This window comes from Allobosea sp. BH3 (assembly GCF_025499465.1).
Classification (GTDB): Bacteria; Pseudomonadota; Alphaproteobacteria; order Rhizobiales; family Beijerinckiaceae; genus Allobosea.
Genome location: NZ_JAIMCA010000001.1, coordinates 187,085 through 199,865, shown reverse-complemented (window position 1 = coordinate 199,865; position 12,781 = coordinate 187,085). Strand labels below are relative to the sequence as shown.

General features: G+C 69.0%; 15 protein-coding genes. 4 read left to right on the top strand and 11 right to left on the bottom strand.

From position 1 onward, the window contains the following. Positions 1 to 50 precede the first annotated feature (50 nt). Positions 51 to 1,742: an EAL domain-containing protein gene (locus tag BoBH3_RS01005; RefSeq protein ID WP_262328891.1), complete on the bottom strand. Its 1,692-nt coding sequence runs from the start codon at positions 1,740 to 1,742 to the stop codon at positions 51 to 53. Between the two features lie 166 nt (positions 1,743 to 1,908). On the opposite strand from BoBH3_RS01005, the gene BoBH3_RS01000 reads away from it, so the two are divergent. Beyond that, a complete protein-coding gene (locus BoBH3_RS01000; protein WP_262328890.1) occupies positions 1,909 to 2,100 on the top strand; it encodes a hypothetical protein in 192 nt (63 codons plus the stop codon). A 131-nt stretch (positions 2,101 to 2,231) separates the two neighbouring features. On the opposite strand, the gene rpmF is transcribed toward BoBH3_RS01000, so the two are convergent. Then, entirely contained in the window at positions 2,232 to 2,417 is a 186-nt protein-coding gene (rpmF, locus tag BoBH3_RS00995; protein ID WP_262328889.1) for a 50S ribosomal protein L32, read from the bottom strand. 177 nt (positions 2,418 to 2,594) lie between these two features. Further along, entirely contained in the window at positions 2,595 to 3,302 is a 708-nt protein-coding gene (gene mtgA, locus BoBH3_RS00990) for a monofunctional biosynthetic peptidoglycan transglycosylase (RefSeq protein ID WP_262328888.1), read from the bottom strand. Positions 3,303 to 3,373: 71 nt separating this feature from the next. On the opposite strand from mtgA, the gene BoBH3_RS00985 reads away from it, so the two are divergent. Then, positions 3,374 to 4,321, top strand: a complete 948-nt coding sequence (locus tag BoBH3_RS00985; protein ID WP_262328887.1) for a polyprenyl synthetase family protein — start codon at positions 3,374 to 3,376, stop codon at positions 4,319 to 4,321. Here BoBH3_RS00985 and BoBH3_RS00980 read toward each other — a convergent pair whose 3' ends face one another. Next, on the bottom strand, positions 4,322 to 5,569 hold the full coding sequence (locus tag BoBH3_RS00980; RefSeq protein ID WP_262328886.1) for a histidine kinase: 1,248 nt from the start codon (positions 5,567 to 5,569) through the stop codon (positions 4,322 to 4,324). It abuts the gene before it with no gap. 71 nt (positions 5,570 to 5,640) lie between these two features. Next, entirely contained in the window at positions 5,641 to 6,933 is a 1,293-nt protein-coding gene (locus BoBH3_RS00975) for an adenylosuccinate synthase (RefSeq protein ID WP_262328885.1), read from the bottom strand. Positions 6,934 to 7,226: 293 nt separating this feature from the next. On the opposite strand from BoBH3_RS00975, the gene BoBH3_RS00970 reads away from it, so the two are divergent. Together BoBH3_RS00970 and BoBH3_RS00965 are read left to right on the top strand one after the other, a co-directional pair. Continuing rightward, positions 7,227 to 8,438 (top strand): M20 aminoacylase family protein, encoded by a 1,212-nt coding sequence (locus tag BoBH3_RS00970; RefSeq protein ID WP_262328884.1) that lies wholly within the window; start codon positions 7,227 to 7,229, stop codon positions 8,436 to 8,438. A gap of 138 nt (positions 8,439 to 8,576) precedes the next feature. Further along, positions 8,577 to 9,155: a tyrosine phosphatase family protein gene (locus BoBH3_RS00965; RefSeq protein ID WP_262328883.1), complete on the top strand. Its 579-nt coding sequence runs from the start codon at positions 8,577 to 8,579 to the stop codon at positions 9,153 to 9,155. A gap of 128 nt (positions 9,156 to 9,283) precedes the next feature. Here the strand turns inward: BoBH3_RS00965 and BoBH3_RS00960 are convergent, their stop codons facing one another. From BoBH3_RS00960 to BoBH3_RS00935, 6 genes are all read right to left on the bottom strand, one after another. Beyond that, the gene (locus BoBH3_RS00960; RefSeq protein ID WP_262328882.1) at positions 9,284 to 11,005 is read right to left on the bottom strand and encodes a mucoidy inhibitor MuiA family protein; all 1,722 of its coding nucleotides are present in this window, start codon (positions 11,003 to 11,005) and stop codon (positions 9,284 to 9,286) included. 150 nt (positions 11,006 to 11,155) lie between these two features. Further along, positions 11,156 to 11,368: a DUF4167 domain-containing protein gene (locus BoBH3_RS00955; RefSeq protein WP_262328881.1), complete on the bottom strand. Its 213-nt coding sequence runs from the start codon at positions 11,366 to 11,368 to the stop codon at positions 11,156 to 11,158. 10 nt (positions 11,369 to 11,378) lie between these two features. Beyond that, on the bottom strand, positions 11,379 to 11,537 hold the full coding sequence (locus BoBH3_RS00950; RefSeq protein WP_262328880.1) for a hypothetical protein: 159 nt from the start codon (positions 11,535 to 11,537) through the stop codon (positions 11,379 to 11,381). Positions 11,538 to 11,812: 275 nt separating this feature from the next. Beyond that, a complete protein-coding gene (locus BoBH3_RS00945) occupies positions 11,813 to 12,070 on the bottom strand; it encodes a hypothetical protein (protein WP_262328879.1) in 258 nt (85 codons plus the stop codon). 21 nt (positions 12,071 to 12,091) lie between these two features. Beyond that, positions 12,092 to 12,355, bottom strand: a complete 264-nt coding sequence (locus BoBH3_RS00940) for a hypothetical protein (protein ID WP_262328878.1) — start codon at positions 12,353 to 12,355, stop codon at positions 12,092 to 12,094. Positions 12,356 to 12,392: 37 nt separating this feature from the next. After that, positions 12,393 to 12,764 (bottom strand): DUF6481 family protein, encoded by a 372-nt coding sequence (locus BoBH3_RS00935; protein ID WP_262328877.1) that lies wholly within the window; start codon positions 12,762 to 12,764, stop codon positions 12,393 to 12,395. Positions 12,765 to 12,781 lie beyond the last annotated feature (17 nt).

Genomic DNA, 12,781 nt, shown 5'->3' with positions numbered 1-12,781 from the left:
ACACCGCACTAATCGTTCTCATGACGCAATATGCCCAGCTCAGCGCTGTGTCAGCCGGTGGCTGCCTTTATGCGTGCCGGCCGGTTGGGCTCGTGTAGTTCTGCGCGTCCGACGAGGTGGCCCTGCAGATAGGTGACGCCCCAGTCGCGCAGCATGCCGGCCTGAAGCTCGTCATCGACCCATTCCGCCACCGTCTCGACGCCGAGATGGCCGGCGAGATCGACCAGCGTGCGGACATAGAAGCGGTCATCGGTGGAGCGCCGCAGGTTCTGCGTGAAGGCGCCGTCGATCTTCAGGATGTCGACCGGGAAGGCGCGCAGGTGCCGCAAAGAGGAATGCCCGGCGCCGAAATCGTCGATGGCGATGCGCGCGCCCTGTTCCTTGATCCGGCCAAGCAGCTTCGCCACGCGGGCGGGGTTCTCGATCGTCGCCGTCTCGGTGATCTCGACGATCAGGCGATTGGCCTTGTCGCCGGCCATCTCGGTGCAGGCGTGGAAGGCATCGAACCATTCGGGGTCGCCGAGCGAGCGCGGAGAGACGTTGATCGAGAGCACCAGCCTCGGATCGGCCTTCAGCATTTCCATGGCGAGTTCGAGCACGCGATGGTCGAAGAGCCGCACCAGCCCGCGCCGCTCCAGCATCGGGATGAGTTCGGCCGAGGCGAAATAGAGGCCGGCCTCACCCTGGCCGACGCGCAGCAGTGCCTCGTGGAAGGCGATCTCGCGATTCGTCGTCCGCACGATCGGTTGGAGGGCGAGGCGCACGCGGCGCTCGTTCAGCGCGGCGATGGCCTGCACGTCGAAGCCGACCGGGTCCTCGCCGGCGGCGCGCCGAATCCGGGGCTTGGCGACGACCGCGCCGTCGGCGGCGCCGGCGCGCGCGCTGGCGAGCGCGCCCTCGGCGGCCGTCAGGACCTCGGGGCCGCGGTGGCCGAGCTCGGGCGAGCTGGCGGCGCCGACGCGCAGCCGCACCAGAGCGATGCCGCGCGCCGTCTCGATGGCGGAATGGGCGACGACCTTGATGAAGCGGCGGGCCGCCGATTCGATCTGGTCCTGCGGGCAGCCGACCAGCAGGATGGCGAAGCTGTTGCCGGCATAGCGGACGAGATGGTCGCGCCGGCGCGTCACCGAGCGCAGCCGCTCATGGACGGTGTCGATGATCTCGTCGGTGGCCTCATGGCCGAAATCGTCATTGAGGCGGGCGAGTTCGTCGATCGCGGCGACGAGGACCACGACCGGCCGCTCCGCCGGCAGATGCTCCTTGAGGGCCAGCTCGATGCGCTCGACCAGTGCGGAGCGGTCGCAGAGCTCGCTGCCGGGCTGTGACAGTTCCTCGGGCCTCGCCGCGCGCTCGATGCGCAGCACGCCGCGCGCGCTGGCTGGGCGGCCATCGGTGCCGGCGAACCAGCGGCCGGTGTCTTCCGCCCACATCTTGCGGCCGGCGAGTTCGAGCGCGTAGCGGGTGCGGTAGACCACGCCGTCGCCCTGGTCGGCTTCGCTGGAGCAGAAGATCGCGTCGTAACGGCTCGGGCCGCTGCCGGGCTCGACCAGCCCGGCGAAGGAGAGGCCGCGCGCCAGCGTCTGTTCCGGAATGGGACCGAGCACTTCGCCGACGTTCGGCCCCCAGCTCAGGGCGTCGGCCTGGATGTCCCAGCCATAGACCACCTCTCCGATCGACGAGAGGACGCTGCGGGGATCGACCGGGCTGCCGTTCTGGAACCGGAAGATCGATGGGCTGGGCATCGTGCGGCCTCGTTGGACGCTGCGCTTTGGCTTGGCAGCTTCTTCGCCCCGTCGGGTGATGGGAGTGCCTCGAAACGATACGTCGGCTTGCTTAACGCGCCGTTAAGGCTGGCCGCCGGTTTGCAGCCTTCCCTTCCGTCACAGGCCATTCGTGTCGGAGCGGGACATGTCCGAAGCTGTCGGAAGCGAGGGGAGCGCGCGCAGCGCGAGCGCGTCGGCCCTCCTGCTGTTGCAGGCCGCTGCGGCACGGGCCGAGATCGGCCCCTTCGCACGGCAGGGGCGGGCGACGCCGCAGGCCGCCGCCGGGAGGTATCTGACAGCGGCGCGATTGATCGCGGAGGCGGCAGCGCGGTCTTGAGCGGCGCCACGCCGTCATTCCGGGGCTTTATGCAGCAAGGAGCCCGGAACGGATGAGGGGCGTTGGCGCGCCCAAAGAAAAACCGGCCTCGCGGCCGGTTCCCGTCGTCTTCGTGCTTGAGCCGATTGGGCTCAGGCGTCGGTCTTGACCTTCAGGACCTGGCGGCCGCGATACATGCCGGTCTTCAGGTCGACATGGTGCGGACGGCGCAGCTCGCCGGAGTTCTTGTCTTCGATATAGGTGGGCTGCTTCAGCGCGTCGGCCGAGCGGCGCATGCCACGCTTCGACGGCGACGTCTTTCTCTTCGGAACGGCCATGGTACTCTCCATCGTGCCGCCGTCAGGATGCGCTGGCTTCAAAGCCACGCCTCCGTCACGGCGACGGATCAATCTCGTGAGGCGTTGCCCATACACGCTCGGGCGCGGGATGGCTAGTACCGAATCCGGATTTCTTCCCCAAAGCGGTGAAACATCCCGGCCAGTCCGTCCGGCCAATCAGTCCGGCACCGCGCAGTCGCCCAGCGGCCCCAACTGGCCGAGGCGGCGCAGCGAGCGGCCGGCGGCCGATTGCAGGGCCCGGTTTGGCCGCGCCGGGTTGCGCAGCAGCGGGTTCGGCAGCGCGCCGGCAAGCCGCGCGGCCTCGGCCGGGGTGAGCTTCGACGCAGGCTTGCCGAAGTAACGCTGCGCGGCGGCCTCGGCCCCGAACAGCCCTTCGCCCCATTCTGCGACGTTGAGATAGACCTCCATGGTGCGCTGCTTGCCCCAGGCGAGGTCGATCGCCAGCGCCAACGGGATCTCCAACCCCTTGCGGACATAGGAGCGGCCGGGCCAGAGGAAGACGTTCTTGGCGGTCTGCATGGTCAGCGTCGAGGCGCCGCGGCTCGGCCCGTCCTCATCCTCCAGCACGGCGCTGAGCTCGATCCAGTCGACACCGTTGTGGCTGCAGAAGCGTTGGTCCTCCGAGGCGATGACGGCGCGGATCAGATGGGGAGAGACCTGTTCGAGCGGCACCCATTCGCGCTCCACAGGCTGCAAGGTCAGCCAGCGGCCTAGCATGAGTGTCGAGGGCACGGGCACGAAGCGATAGAGGAGGATCGCCGCCAGGAGGGCGAGCAGAAGCCAGAAGGCAAGCCGGACGCAAAATCCCAGAAACCGGCCCAGCGGGTTGCCTCGCACCTGTCGTTCCGTCGAAACGCTCACCATGGTCCCCGCACCTTGACGGTGTGACAAAGCTCCGGCAAGGCCCCGTCCGGCAGCGAACGCGAGATCCCTCCATGAGTTCCCCATCGTCATCCGCCGGCGAGAGCGATCTCGGCCAGCGCCTCGTGCAGACGGCCGAGGCGATCGAGCGGCTGCTCGACACGCTGCTCTCGAACGCAACAGAGCCCGGCGAGATCGTTCGCCCGCCGCGTCTGGTCGCGGCAATGCGGCACGGCGCTCTCGGCGGCGGCAAGCGCCTGCGGCCGTTCCTGACGGTGGAGACGGCGCTGCTCTTCGGCGTGCCGCCGGAGCAGGCGCTGCGGGCGGGCGCAGCCGTCGAGCTGCTGCATTGCTACTCTCTGGTCCATGACGATCTGCCCGCCATGGACGACGACGACCTGCGCCGCGGCCGGCCGACGGTGCACAAAGCCTTCGACGAGGCGACGGCGATCCTCGCGGGCGACGCGCTGCTGACGCTGGCTTTCGCGGTGCTCGCCGACGAGGCGACGCATCCCGACGGCGCGGTCCGGGCAGCCGTGGTGGCGTGCCTCGCGCGTGCCTCGGGGCTTGGCGGCATGGTCGGCGGGCAGATGCTGGACCTGGCGGCGGAAGGGCGCTTCGAGGAGCCGCGCGACGCGCTGTCGGAGGCCGCGATCCGCCAGCTTCAGGCGATGAAGACCGGCGCGCTGCTGGCGGCGAGCGTCGAGATCGGCGCCCGGCTCGGCGGTGCGGATGCGGCGGCGCTCGCTGGGCTCGGCCGTTACGGCCGGGCGCTGGGCGCGACCTTCCAGATCGCTGACGACATTCTGGACGTCGAGTCGGATGCGGCGCAGATGGGCAAGGCCACGGCCAAGGATGCCGACAAGGGCAAGGGGACGCTGATCGGCGCACTCGGCCTGGATGGCGCCAAACGCGAGCGCGACAGGCTGAGCGGGGAGGCCGTGACGGCGCTCTCCGGCTTCGGCTCGGAGGCCGACGTGCTCAGGGCTGCGGCGCGGTTCGCGGCGCAGCGGAAGAGCTAGCTACCGCCAGCGGCCGAAGGCATCGGCCAGGGTCTGGCCGCCCGAGATGCCCTTCTCGAAGGTGATGATGCCGCGCCGGCCCGAGGCGAAGCGGACGGGCACGTCGATCCAGTTCCGGTTCAGGATCAGGTCGATGTTGCGCTCGACCTCCACGGGCACATTGGACAGGGCTGCGACGAAGAGATTGTCGCCGAGCGCCGAATTGATCGCCGAGAGCGGCGCGCCGCGCTCGCCTTCCTCGGTCTTGAACTGCGGCACGCCGATTTCCTTGATCGCCTGTGTCGCCGGGTCGCCGGAGATGGTGAAGCGCAGGCCGATGATGTGCGAGGCGGGGAAGGCGCTGTCGGTGTTGCGGCGAATGGTGAAGTCGAGATTCATGCCGGCATCCGGGATCTCGATCGTCGCGCGCACGATGGTTTCGACCGGGCGGCCCTGGCCGGCGCTCTCGCTGTCGAGGCGCCAGAAGACACGGCCGGTGACGGCCTGCGGCTGCTGCGGATTGTCGGGCGACTCGGTATAGAGGATGGCGCGCTGGGCGACGGCGATCTCGCCGCCGGGCTGCGGCACCGGAATCCCGGGCGAGAGGCCAGCCGTGTTGCCGCCGGGGCGGTTCTGCGGAGGCGTTCCGGATTCGCCGATGCGGTCGGTGATCTTGCCACCGCTCTCGGGCTGGGCGGGCTGCTGGCCCTGAGCCGTCGTCTCGCCGTTCTGGCGCGCGGCCTCCTGCGGCCTCAGCTTGTGGACATAGATCGCGGTGGCCGCGATCGCCGCGACCGCGACAGCCACGACGATGCCGACCACGGCCGAGCGGATGTGGCTGGGATTGACGCGCGATTCGCGCGGCGGCAGCAGGCGGGGCCGGGCCGCCTGAGGCTCGATCGGCTCCGGCAGGGGCTCGCCATGGTCCTCTTCCCCGGCGGCGGGCGGCAGCGGGGCGAATTCCGGCTGCTTCCTCGGCTCGGGTTGCCAGGCGGGAGCCGAGACGGGCTCTGCCGGGCGGATCATCGGCCCACCCGCGACCGGCTGAAGATCGGGCTCTTCCTCGTAATCCGCTTCGATCCGCGCGACCGCCTCGTCGAGCGCCAGGCGCTCGCGCATGATCTCGGCCTCGCTGAGCGGCGGGTCGAGGCCGCGAAGCTGCGCGAGCAGCGCCGCCCTCGCTCGCTCATAGATCGCGCGGCGTGCCTCGGGGGAGTTGTCTGACAGCCCGGCAACGGCACGCGCCAGGATCGGATGGAAGTCGGCCATTGGCCTCACTTGTCGCTGATGGCGGCTTGCGTCAACCCTCGAAGGTCAGGGGCATCCCCCGATCGTCGGCGTCATCCTTCGAACGGATTATGGACGAGGATGGTGTCGTCACGCTCCGGGCTGGTCGAGAGTACGGCGACGGTGGCGCCGATCAATTCCTCGATGCGGCGGACATATTTGATCGCCTGCGCCGGCAGATCGGCCCATGACCGGGCATTCGCGGTCGAGCCTTCCCAGCCGGGAATCGTCTCGTAGATCGGCTCGACGCGGGCCTGGTCGCTCTGACCGGCCGGCAGATGCTCCAGCACCTGCCCGTCGAGCTTGTAGCCGGTGCAGACCTTGATCTCGTCGAAGCCGTCGAGGATGTCGAGCTTGGTCAGCGCGATGCCGTCGATGCCGGAGGTCTTCACCGTCTGGCGCACGAGGCAGGCGTCGAACCAGCCGCAGCGGCGCTTGCGGCCGGTGACGACGCCGAATTCCTTGCCCTTGGTGCCGATCAGCTCGCCGATCTCGTCGAAGAGCTCGGTCGGGAAGGGGCCTTCGCCGACGCGGGTCGTATAGGCCTTGGCGATGCCGAGCACATAGCCGACCGCCGAGGGGCCCATTCCGGAGCCGGTCGCGGCCTGGCCGGCGACGATGTTTGACGACGTCACGAAGGGATAGGTGCCGTGGTCGACGTCGAGCAGCGCGCCCTGCGCCCCCTCGAACAGGATGCGGCGGCCGGCGCGGCGCTCGGCGTCGAGCAGCGCCCAGACCGACGTGGCATAGGGCAGCACCTCGGAAGCGATCGCCTTGAGCTGCCCGAGCAGGTCCCTGGCGTCGACCTCGCCGATGCCGAGGCCACGGCGCAAAGCGTTGTGATGGGCGAGGAGGCGCTCGATCTTGGCCTCGAGCAGGGCCTCGTCCTTCAGGTCGATGACGCGGATGGCGCGGCGGCCCACCTTGTCCTCATAGGCCGGGCCGATGCCGCGCTTGGTCGTGCCGATCTTCATGCCGGCATTCGAGGTCTCGCGGAAATGGTCGAGCTCGCGATGCAGCGGCAGGATCAGCGTCGCATTGTCGGCGATGCGCAAATTGTCCGGCGTGATCGCGACGCCCTGGGCGCGCAGCTTGGCGATCTCCTCGACAAGGTGCCAGGGGTCGACGACGACGCCGTTGCCGATGACCGAGAGCTTGCCCGGGCGCACGATGCCCGACGGCAGCAGCGAGAGCTTGTAGGTGACGCCGTCGATGACGAGGGTATGGCCGGCATTGTGCCCGCCCTGAAAGCGCACCACCACATCGGCCTGGCTGGACAGCCAGTCGACGATCTTGCCCTTGCCCTCGTCGCCCCACTGGGCGCCGACCACCACAACATTCGCCATGAGCGAGGTGTCCCTGCTTGTTTCGCGTTTTGGCGCAAGCGCCCGCGCAAATGCAGAACCCCGACGCAAAGGCCGGGGTTCGGGGCAGGTCCTTGCAAGCCCTCATGGGCCAATGCGGCCGCTAGGTCAAGTTTTCCCTAGGGAAAGCGGGGCGCGCGCCGGCAAACGGGCGGAGCATGGCCGGTCTGCAGGATCGGCGCAGTGATGCTGCCACAATCGGGCGTAAGGGGTAGATTGAGCGCCATGGCAGGGATCGTGCTTGCCGGCGCCAGAACAAGGGGAACGCACCGATCATGACGAAGCTCGACGACTGGCTCGACCGGCACCACGCGGAGTTCACGGCGATCCGCCGCGACATCCACGCCCATCCCGAACTCGGTTTGGAAGAGCACCGCACCGCCAAGCTCGTCGCTGACAAGCTGCGCGAATGGGGCGTCGAGGTCACCGAGAATGTCGGGCAGACCGGCGTCGTCGGCGTGATCCGCGGCAACAAGCCCGGCGACCGGGCCGTCGGCTTTCGCGCCGACATGGACTGCCTGGCGCTGGAGGAGACGACCAACCTTCCCTATTCCTCCAAGAACCACGGCCGGATGCATGCCTGCGGCCATGATGGCCACACCACCATGCTGCTCACCGCGGCGAAGTATCTCGCCGAGAACCGCGACTTCGCCGGCACCGTCAACCTGATCTTCCAGCCGGCCGAGGAAGGCCGCGGCGGCGCGAACGCCATGCTCGCCGATGGCCTGTTCGACCGCTTCCCCTGCGACGCCATCTACGGGCTGCACAACACGCCCGGCATGCCGACGGGCTCCTTCGGCACCACTGTCGGGCCGTTCCTCGCGGCGGCGGATTCCTGGAAGGTCACCTTCCATGGCGTCGGCGGCCATGGCGGCTCGCAGCCGCACCGCTCCACCGACATCACCTATGCGCAGGCGCATTTCGTGCTGGGGCTGCAGGGCATCGTCGGCCGCAACGTCGCGCCGCTCGACACGGCCGTGATCAGCGTCGGCTATATCCATGGCGGCGACGTCAACGCCTCGAACGTCATTCCCTCCGAGCTCGTCATCGGCGGCACGGCGCGCACCTATTCGCAGGAGGTCCGCGACATTGTGGAGCGGCGCATCGCCGAGCTCGCTTCCGCCACGGCGTTGGCCTGGGGCTGCAAGGCGGAAGCCTATTATCACCGCGGCACCAGCCCGCTGGTGAACGAGGCCGAGCAGGTCAGGGTCGCGGTCGCGGCGGCTTCGTCTGCGGTTGGCGCTGAGCATGTCAACGGCCAGCTGCGCCCCGGCACGGGCGGCGAGGACTTCGCCGAGATGATGCTGGTGCGTCCGGGCGCCTTCATGCGCATCGGCAACGGCGTCAATCCGGACGGCTCCTTCGTCGGCCTGCACACGCCGCTCTACGACTTCAACGACGCGATCATCCCGACCGGCGCGCGCTACTGGATCGGCCTCGTCGAGCAGGAGCTCGGGCAGGGCTGGCAGGCCATCGCGGCGGAGTGAGGAAGAGGAAGCGTCATTCTCGGACGCCGCGGAGCGGCGACCCGAGAATCTCCCGCCGGTGAGGCTCAGGAGCTTTCTTCTGCTTGAGATGCTCGGGGCAAGCCCGAGCATGACGGCTGGTAGCTGGAACGAGAACCCATGAAGACCCTCGCCATCTCGACCCTGACCATCTGCGGCATCGACGAGCTGCCGGGCAACAGCGCACGCGAAGTCACGCATGTGCTCTCGGTGCTCGACCCCGACAGGGCCGAGCTCGATGCTTTCGGTGCCTATGGCGAGCATCATCGCGTCACGCTGCGCTTCCACGACATCATCGATCCGCGGCCCGGCCAGATCATGCCGGCGGCGGGGCATGTCGAAGAGATCCTGCGCTTCGGCGAGGGGCTGCGGGAGACGGCAACCGGGCGCAAGGCCGGCCATCTGCTGGTGCATTGCCATATGGGCATCTCGCGCTCGACCGCGGCGATGATGGCCCTGATGGCGCAGGCCGATCCGGCCGAGGGCGAGGACGCGCTCTTCGCCCGCCTGCGGGAGATCCGCCCGCAGGCCTGGCCCAATTCGGTGATGATCGGCTTCGCAGACGCGCAGCTCGGCTGGCAAGGCCGGCTGACCGAAGCGCTGCGCCGCCACTACGCCCACCAGATCGAGGCGCAGCCGAAATTCCGCGTCTGGATGAACGATCTCGGCCGCAAGCGCGAACTCGAGATGGCGCTCTGACGCCATTGAGCGTCATGCCCGGGCTTGACCCGGGCATCTCTTGCAGACGGAGGCTCCTATACCTCCTCCGGGCCGAGATTCTCGCTTCTGCGCTGCGCTTCGCCCGAGAATGACGGCAGGAGCTTCGCTCACCGCGGCATCGGCAGCGGCACGGGCGAGGGGCCCGGCAGCGGCTGCTGCTCGAAGGTGAGCTCCCGGTCGCCCGGCCATTTGATACGATAGGCCAGCTTGATCTCCTTCTCCGCGCCCGAAGCAAGGTCGAAGGTCCAGGCGGAGACGCCGCGCTTGTCGCCGAGCTGCTTCTCGGTCGGCGGCGTGGTCTGGGCGGCAATGGTCTCGACCGTGATCGCGCTGTTCTCCGAGAAGGGCATGCGCTGCAGCACCGTGACCTTGACCGGCCGGGCATGCAGGCTCTTCACCACGGTGCGGAACTCGCGCAGGTCGGTGCGGCTCTGGCCGAGCCAGCCCGGCTCGTTCTCGCGGCGGCGGACGGGCGCGAAGGTCACCTTGATGCGGTCGTCGGCGCCGAAGCCGAGCTCGACCTTGTCGCCGGGTGCGACCAGCCCGAACTGGCCCATGCCGATATAGGTGCCGTCGCGATGCAGGGCGACGCGGCCGGGCAGGAGCGGGGCCTCCTCCTCATGGGTGAAGCCCGCTTCCAGAAAGGCCTTCTGCTCCAGCTCCGGCACGGTGCGGGCGGCGAGCGTGGCTTCCGCCTTGCGCTGCGTCAGCACCACGGTCTTGGCCGAGCCGTCCTGCGGGATCGAGGCGCGGCCGGGCACCTGGAAGTTCGCCTGATAGGCGCCGGCCTCGATCTGGGCGACCTGGACCTCGGCCGGGCGGGCCGCGCGCTGCGATTCCTGTGCCTTCATCTGTGCCACGGCGTCGGCCTCCGCTTCCGCCTTGGCGCGTGCCGCCACCATCGGGGCGGGCGCCGCAGTGGTGCGCGGGCGGCTTTCATAGACGGAGGGCGGCTCGAAGAAGGCGACCTGCATCGGCTGGAGCTCGGGCGCGCGGGTGCCGCCGGCTGAGCGCGTCGTCGAGAGGGTCAGCGCGACATCGTCCCAGCTTTCGCCGGTGCGCTGGCGAATCTCCGCGCGGCGCGTCAGCGCGATCTCGGGCTTGTCGGTGACAGTCGTGAGCTTCGCTTCGTAGTTCGGCGTCCAGTTCGCACCGGAGACGCGGTAGCTCACGGTGAATTCGGCTGCGACGGGCTGCGGCGCCTCAACGGCGATGGCGACGTCGCGCTTGGGCGCGCCGGGGCGGCCGGGCTGCGGACGGGCGCGCTCCAGCGCGGCGATCTCCGCCTCGACATCGGCGAGGCGGTTGCGTTGGCCGCGTAGCTCGTCCTGCACCTTGACCAGCGCGGTGCCGATCGCGTCGAACACCGCCGGCCAGTCGGTGACGGGCAGTGCCTTGCCGTCGGGACCGAGCTTGTCGGGGCCGGTCTGCGCAAAGCGCTCGATGGTGGCGCGCTTGGCCTCGATCGCGGCGATGCCGCCTTCGAGCTTGTCCTTGTCCTCGCGCAGTACCTTGAGCTTCTCTTCCATGGCTGCGTCGAGCACGGGCTTTGCCTCCCCAGGGGTTGCGCGCACATCGACGGCGCCGACGGCGAAGCTGCCGCCACCCTTGGCCTCGACACGGATCGAGGCGGGGTCGATCGCCGACGGGAGGCCGCGCAGCACGATCTGCGAGGCGCCCTGCATCAGCTCGGCCTTGCCGAGCCGCGTCACCACGGCTCCATCGGGATAGACCGTGACGCGGTCGATGCGGCTCGACAGCTCGGTCTCGGCGGCCGCGGCGAGGCCGGGCGCCAGGATCAGCGCCGCGGCGGCAAGATGGCTCTTCATCGAAATCGTCCCCTCCAAATCGCGTGAGCGAGGCCGTGATAAGGTCCTGCCGATTTCGACGGGTCCAAGGCCGAATTGGGCCGGAATGCGGATGACGTTACGTCCTGCATTCGCGGGAGGGGTATCATGACGAAGCTGCGACGCAGCGCGTCAGGCGGCCTCGTTGATCAGGCGACGGTAGTGGTCGGCCTGCTGGTAGCAGCGCTCGGCCTCGATGCGGTCGCCCGCGGCCTCCTGGGCCTGTGCGAGGCGCATGTAATGCTCGCAGCGCGCCCGCATATCGGAGGTTGCGGGGCGGGTGGGCGGGTGCCCTCCGGGCCGGGCCGAGCGGCCGGCCGTCAGGCGAGGTCTGGTCCGGTCCATCGCGGTCTCCTCATCCCATCATCTCGGCGACGATCTCGCGGAGTTCCTCGCGGGACAGTCCGCAGGGCTGCGGTGCCCAGTTCGGCGGCGATTTGGGCGGTAGTGCCCGGCGCGCGGCGGCGTCGTCCCACTGTGCCTTCGCCTGTTGATGCTGTGTCTTGTTCTTCATGCAGATTCCGAAATCGCAGGCTGGCGCCATCGTCGTCCCGACATGCGGGGCGATGCTGCAGCCATGCGCTCATGTGAATCGTCGGGCGGGATGCCGCGACGATGGGGCCGCAGAGCGGCCATCGAATGTCGATTGAAACGGAGTTCGGGCCGGTCGCTTGTGCGCGACAAGGGCTCATGGAGCCGATCTGGCCAGCCGAATATATCGGTCGATGCGTCGTTACTAACGGCTGATTGTGGCGGATTGAGGTTGCCCTGCCGCCTGTCGCCATCGCCTCAGGGAAAATAATCCGCGGGCGCCACGGCGATGCCGTGCCTGCAGGGGCCGTGCAGGTTCTTCTCGATGGCCTCCATCGCGGCCTCGACCACCTTGAACGGGCCGCGCCGCACATCCTGCATGCGCGGAAGCTCGTCGGCGGTCATGACGATCCAGAACTGGCGATCCGGATCGCAGACGATCGCGCAGACGGAACGTTCCAGGAGGTCGGTTACGCCCCATCGGTTGGTCAGGGCCGGCCGCACGGTCGTATCCATGATGTCTCCTCCTTGCCGGTTCTAGCGGGCGCTGGAGACCTTTTTGCTGACGCGCTTCGCGGCGGTCCGCGGCGCCTTCTTCTCCGCCAGCGCCGCGGCTTCGTCAGCCGCCTCCTTCGCCAGCCGCAGGGCCCGTAGCCGGGCCGTCCGCTCCCTGACGGCAACCTGCTCGGCACGCGCCGCTTCGAGCGCGGTTTCGGCCTCGACGCGGCGCTGCTGCGCCAGGGCCGCCTTGCTCTGTACTCTCAGCAAGGCTTCGGGCGACGAGGTTGGCTTGGTCGACATGGACGGAACTCCTCGACCCGGACCACCTGCCGGATCTTCAGCTTTTCTTGCGACTGGAACGCATCTGCATGTAGCGAGCGGATTCCAGCCTCACCTGGCGCATGCGCTCGGCCTCCGTGCGGGCTTGCCCGGCCTTCAGGGCCGCCTCGCGGGCGAGCTTCTGAAGGTGCCTTTCGGCCAAGACCCGGGCCTGCTCCACTGCCGCGGGGCGCTGTGCCTCGGCGCGGATGCCTGCCTTCTCGAATTCCCGCCGGGAGCGGACACTGGCCAGAGCCTCCCGCTCCGCCCGGCATTCGATCACGGCGGGATCGTCGAGCCTGGGCCGCGCCTTGAACCGCTCCAGCAGGGCCTTCCGGTCATGGGCCGAGGCAGCTCGGCGATCCGGGAAGCTCTGCGGGCTGACGTTCAAGCGCGGTCCTCCGGCTT

Coding starts and splice junctions, on each gene's coding strand:
- BoBH3_RS01005 (WP_262328891.1), bottom strand. CDS start 1,742: ATGCCCAGCCCATCGATCTTCCGGTTCCAGAACGGCAGCCCGGTCGAT.
- BoBH3_RS01000 (WP_262328890.1), top strand. CDS start 1,909: ATGTCCGAAGCTGTCGGAAGCGAGGGGAGCGCGCGCAGCGCGAGCGCG.
- rpmF (WP_262328889.1), bottom strand. CDS start 2,417: ATGGCCGTTCCGAAGAGAAAGACGTCGCCGTCGAAGCGTGGCATGCGC.
- mtgA (WP_262328888.1), bottom strand. CDS start 3,302: ATGGTGAGCGTTTCGACGGAACGACAGGTGCGAGGCAACCCGCTGGGC.
- BoBH3_RS00985 (WP_262328887.1), top strand. CDS start 3,374: ATGAGTTCCCCATCGTCATCCGCCGGCGAGAGCGATCTCGGCCAGCGC.
- BoBH3_RS00980 (WP_262328886.1), bottom strand. CDS start 5,569: ATGGCCGACTTCCATCCGATCCTGGCGCGTGCCGTTGCCGGGCTGTCA.
- BoBH3_RS00975 (WP_262328885.1), bottom strand. CDS start 6,933: ATGGCGAATGTTGTGGTGGTCGGCGCCCAGTGGGGCGACGAGGGCAAG.
- BoBH3_RS00970 (WP_262328884.1), top strand. CDS start 7,227: ATGACGAAGCTCGACGACTGGCTCGACCGGCACCACGCGGAGTTCACG.
- BoBH3_RS00965 (WP_262328883.1), top strand. CDS start 8,577: ATGAAGACCCTCGCCATCTCGACCCTGACCATCTGCGGCATCGACGAG.
- BoBH3_RS00960 (WP_262328882.1), bottom strand. CDS start 11,005: ATGAAGAGCCATCTTGCCGCCGCGGCGCTGATCCTGGCGCCCGGCCTC.
- BoBH3_RS00955 (WP_262328881.1), bottom strand. CDS start 11,368: ATGGACCGGACCAGACCTCGCCTGACGGCCGGCCGCTCGGCCCGGCCC.
- BoBH3_RS00950 (WP_262328880.1), bottom strand. CDS start 11,537: ATGAAGAACAAGACACAGCATCAACAGGCGAAGGCACAGTGGGACGAC.
- BoBH3_RS00945 (WP_262328879.1), bottom strand. CDS start 12,070: ATGGATACGACCGTGCGGCCGGCCCTGACCAACCGATGGGGCGTAACC.
- BoBH3_RS00940 (WP_262328878.1), bottom strand. CDS start 12,355: ATGTCGACCAAGCCAACCTCGTCGCCCGAAGCCTTGCTGAGAGTACAG.